At 42.1% G+C, this 4,609-nt stretch carries 4 protein-coding genes and 1 pseudogene; 1 reads left to right on the plus strand and 4 read right to left on the minus strand.

Annotated features, from left to right (window positions below; translation table 11 throughout):
- The 4 genes from F6K20_RS25250 to gloB all read right to left on the minus strand — a co-directional run.
- A partial coding sequence (locus F6K20_RS25250; protein WP_287296464.1) for a DnaB-like helicase C-terminal domain-containing protein occupies window positions 1-955 on the minus strand: 955 nt, incomplete at its 3' end.
- Between the two features lie 275 nt (window positions 956-1,230).
- Complete coding sequence (rplI, locus tag F6K20_RS25255; protein WP_008180021.1) at window positions 1,231-1,689, minus strand: 50S ribosomal protein L9; 459 nt, start codon at window positions 1,687-1,689, stop codon at window positions 1,231-1,233.
- A 213-nt stretch (window positions 1,690-1,902) separates the two neighbouring features.
- Window positions 1,903-2,448 carry an EF-hand domain-containing protein gene (locus F6K20_RS25260; RefSeq protein WP_008180019.1) on the minus strand — a complete coding sequence of 182 codons (546 nt, stop codon included), beginning with the start codon at window positions 2,446-2,448 and terminating at the stop codon, window positions 1,903-1,905.
- 124 nt (window positions 2,449-2,572) lie between these two features.
- Window positions 2,573-3,346 (minus strand): hydroxyacylglutathione hydrolase, encoded by a 774-nt coding sequence (gloB, locus tag F6K20_RS25265; RefSeq protein WP_287296466.1) that lies wholly within the window; start codon window positions 3,344-3,346, stop codon window positions 2,573-2,575.
- Between the two features lie 875 nt (window positions 3,347-4,221).
- Between gloB and F6K20_RS25270 the strand changes: the two are divergent.
- Window positions 4,222-4,609: pseudogene (locus F6K20_RS25270) on the plus strand (serine protease); the annotation flags it as partial.

The following is a 4,609-nucleotide window of genomic DNA, read 5'->3' on the forward strand; positions in this document are numbered from 1 at the left end:
TCAACTGGCTCCCTTGGGCTGCTTGAAGACGACGAGCATGCGATCGCATTTGCATCACAGTCTGGTTAGCGGTATCATCAATATAAATAGGCAACTCTGATAACACACCGATTGCTTCGCTCAAGGGTGCCCACTGATTTTGAGCAATGCGCCCAGCTCTCAAAAAGTTACTGTCAATTTTCGCTTCACTAGCTAACAACCGCTGCACTAGTTGTTCTCTTGACATTTCCAAGCTAAAAATCGCCACTGGCATTTTTTCAGCTACGTTACGAGCAATTCCTAACGCTAAGCTAGTTTTTCCCATGGATGGTCTACCAGCAATGATAATTAAGTCAGACGGACTTAACCCCCCAATTTGGGCATCCAAATCATAGAAGTCTGATGGAATACCAGGCAAATCAATACCCTGATTCCGATTTTCTATATCTTGGAAGGTCTGGACTAGGGTTTCAGAAATCGCGATTAGACCTTGCTGAGGACGCAATTGGGTGAGGCTGAAAATTTTCTGTTCCGCTTGGTCAAGGACTGTTTCCAATTCCAAGGATGTCTCATAACCCAACTTAAAAATCTCGTTACCGGCTTCGATTAGCTGACGGCGCAGATACTTGTCCATCACTAACTTAGCGAACCTGTCAATATTGACCGCTGAAACCGTTTGTTCAACTAGCTGAGCTAACTTAGCTTGACCCCCAACTTTCTCTAATAAGTCATTGTCATAAAGCCAGGTAGTAACACTCATCAAATCCGTCGGTTTACCCTGGCTATAAAGTAATAAAGCAGCTTCGTAAATGGTTTGGTTAATCCGGACGTAGAAAGCTTTTGAATTCAGGAAATCAGCAATTCGACCCATGGCTTCCGGGTCTAATAAAATGCCTCCGATAATAGACTCTTCGGCATCAATATTTTGGGGTGGTATAGAGTTCCCAAACGCTGAAAAATCTTGTTTTTGAGTCATAGTAAACTAGTCGTCTATTGAGTTCAGGGTAAAGGTCAGCTATTAGCTATCAGCTATTAGCATTAAGCTATCAGCTATCAGCTATCAGCTTAATGCTAATGCGCTATGTCACAGGCTAGAAGCCTGTGCCACGCTATTTGAGGTGCTATTAGCTTATGCCCTACGCGCAACTAATACAACCTGAACAAATTAAGCACCTGTTGTTTAATTTACAGTTGACAGGATGATACAATCAACAGTCAAGTGTCAACAAACTAAACAAACTATTAATTAACTTATTTGGGAACAACATGAATTTCTACAGTAGCTGTAACTTCTGGATGAAGCTTAATTTCTGCATTATAGAAACCAAGTTGACTAATCTCAGGTAGGGTAATACCTCGGCGGTCTATTTCTTTGCCCGTAGACTCTTGGATTGCATCTGCCAAGTCTTGGCTAGTAACAGTACCGAAGATAGCATTATCTTCACCCAACTGCTTCGAGATAGTAAAGCGGTTAATAGTTTGTAGAGCAGTCTTCATCGACTCAGCTTGTTGCTTGATTTCGAGGATACGCTGCCGTTCTTGCTCTCTGCGCCGCTCAACTTGCTTGAGAACACCAGAGGTGGCCCTAACTGCAATTCCTTGGGGAATGAGATAATTGCGAGCATAGCCCGGAGCTACCTCTACCAGATCACCGTCTTTTCCAAGTTTGTGAACGTCTTTGCTTAAAACGACTTGTACACGTTGTGCCATAGTGTTTAGTTTCGGTTATAGTTTAGCGTGAATGATAATGCTTCGACAAACATTCCATACTACGACAATTTGTAAGCGATCGCAACTTAGTGCTGATTGCGGATTGCTGATTGCTGAGGGCTGAGGGCTGAATACTGAGGGCTCCGTGTCAATTAAAACACTTATTAAACCATTTCGGGGATGACATATCCGCCAATAGGCAAACCTAAATCATCAGTAGGAACCGAAAATCCAGTTTCCCGGAGCCTCTGGATCCTGACTGTAATAGAATTCGGTAACTAGATCTAATATCTCTTGTTTGTCAATGTAACCATCATTGTTCTGATCGAAGCGTCCAAAAATTTCTTCAATTTGACTGTCGTCAATACCGTAAGCCTTAAAAAACTGTCGGTATTCTTCCAGAGTAACTTTATCGTCTTTATCAGAATCCAATAGGTAAATAATCCCTGCCGCTTTAGCATTGACTACTGCTTCGTTACCGTCGGTGTCACTCAGTACATTTTCATGATAAGTCAACCACTCATCCAAGGTCACTTGCTGGTCTTGATTTTCGTCGGTAAATTTTTGCACGCCATTCCAAATCCTCATGTAAATAGCAAGAAGATTGTCATAGTCTGGCGAGCCCGGTGTCCAACCCCTGATGGCAGCAAGGTTATCAGTAATCCGTTCAAAATCGGCTTGGGTTAAAAAACCGTTTGTTTGCTGATCGTACACGTTAAACAACTGGGTCAATTTTCTTTGCTGCAATTCGCTAAGCATGGTTTTTTTCTATTGCTCAATTGGATTAACTAAATTTATTAACTCAACCTTGATTATAGTCCAACTAATAAAGGAGCATATCCTCAAGGAAATATGTCCCTTGATCAAGGCTTTATCAATAATCTTAGAATCGGTCTTTCATCTCCCGTAACCGTGCAAATGTCTTAACGGGTTCTTTTGCTTGAACAGCCGACTGTAGGGCAGGCTCTTCCCAACGTAAAAATGGATTGGTGTGCTTTTCAACCCCTAACTGGGAGGGTACCGTTGCCTCTTTACGATGACGCGCCTCTTGGACTTGGGCAAATCTCCCTTGTAAGTCCGGGTTTTCACCATCGACACTCAGGGCAAATTGGAGATTTTTTAAGGTGTACTCATGAGCACACCATACTCGTGTATTATCTGGTAAATCCCGTAGCTTGCTCAGGGATTCTACCATTTGGCTTGCTGTTCCTTCAAATAGTCTGCCACAACCCCCCGCAAATAGGGTGTCGCCACAGAAGAGTTCACCGGTTTCACCAGAGACTACTGGGGGAAAGTAGTAGGCAATATGTCCTCTGGTGTGTCCAGGAACGAACAAGACTTCACCAAGGCGATCACCAAACTCGACGCGATCGCATTCTTCTAAAAACACCTGTTGACCAGGAATCCGACCCCGGTCTTCAGCTCCCCCATATACACAGACATCGGGAAACTGCTGGATCAACTGTCGATTTCCCCCCACATGATCCATGTGATGGTGAGTGTTGAAAATAGCCACTAAGTCCGCATCCATTTCTTTCAGACACTGTATCACCGGTTTAGCCTCGGCTGGATCAACAACAGCAGCAATATTCTGCTTGGGGTCGTGTAATAAGAAGATATAGTTGTCAGAAAGGGCTGGAAGTCGATGAATCTGCATAATAATAGTTTAACACCATCTGTTTAATTTACATGTGTTTAATTTACATGTGTTTAATTTACATGTGTTTAACTTACACTTTATAGTTTTTATTTTTTGAGCAACAACAGATGCTAGGTATATTATACCTTACCTACTAAATTTTTAGTATTATGGATTGCTTGAGCAATTTACAAACTATTTTTAACCCTTATTCAACCTACTATTCAATAGTGAAATGTTGGTAAAAATCCAACAACTTTCGTTTACATGCTCCGAATTTTAATGCTCCGAAGTTACCCTTGACCACAATTCCTAGGTAATCAGTAATCGGTAATCAGTAATAGTTTCAGTAATAGTTAGCGAATCACCAATCACCCATTATCCATTACCAAATCACGCTAAGGTAGCATTTCTGACACTATTTCATCTTAGAACTGTATGGATGTTCGGTTAACCCATCACATATTGGTAGTATTGTCAACCTCCATTACTAGGGGAATGCGCTAGACTAATGATCATATTGGATAGGGAGTATTTATCCCTCGTTGCGCCTATCCTATAGCCCCCAAAGCGAAGCGTGGCTTCCCTTGCCAATTGTATTGCCAATTGTATTCAGCTCCCGACCCTCAATAATTTTAATCTAAGTTAAACACTGCTCTGACATAAAATTAACAGAAGATGTCTAGATTAAATTATAGGACTTACGCAGAAACCCGGTTATTGAAGGTAATTACACCAATTTCAGCCTTTGATTGATAACGATCAACCTGGTTTTAATAATCTTGGTGCGTAAATCCTGAATTAATCAAAGCCCAGTCATTCAGGAACTGATTCAAAACCAATATCAAGCCCACTGCCTCCCAGTCGATCTACCCTTTTGTCAACAGAATCTTATGCTAGTAGACCATCAAACCCCCAAATCTAATCACACCAGCCGTAATCCGTTAAAAAAGGCAGGAACTTATGCGTCACTGTTGTTACTGGGAGCAGGGTTAGGCTTTTCCGGCGGTTATGTAGCATTACGTAACTCTGTTCCAGAATCCACATCCCCTCAAGCAATTGTCCCTCAGAACAAAACAGCTAGGCTTCCAGGCACTAAACCTGTAGTTACTCAAAATCCCAACTTTATCACCAATGTGGTAGAACAAGTTGGACCAGCAGTGGTGCGGATTAACGCTTCTAGAACCGTCACCAGTAGAGTCCCAGATACTTTTAGAAACCCGATGTTCCGGGAATTTTTTAGGTTACCATTTCCCGATGTACCCCAAGAGCGAGTTAAAA

It is taken from the genome of Moorena sp. SIO2C4 (genome assembly GCF_010672485.1).
In the GTDB taxonomy this organism is placed as follows: domain Bacteria; phylum Cyanobacteriota; class Cyanobacteriia; order Cyanobacteriales; family Coleofasciculaceae; genus Moorena; species Moorena producens.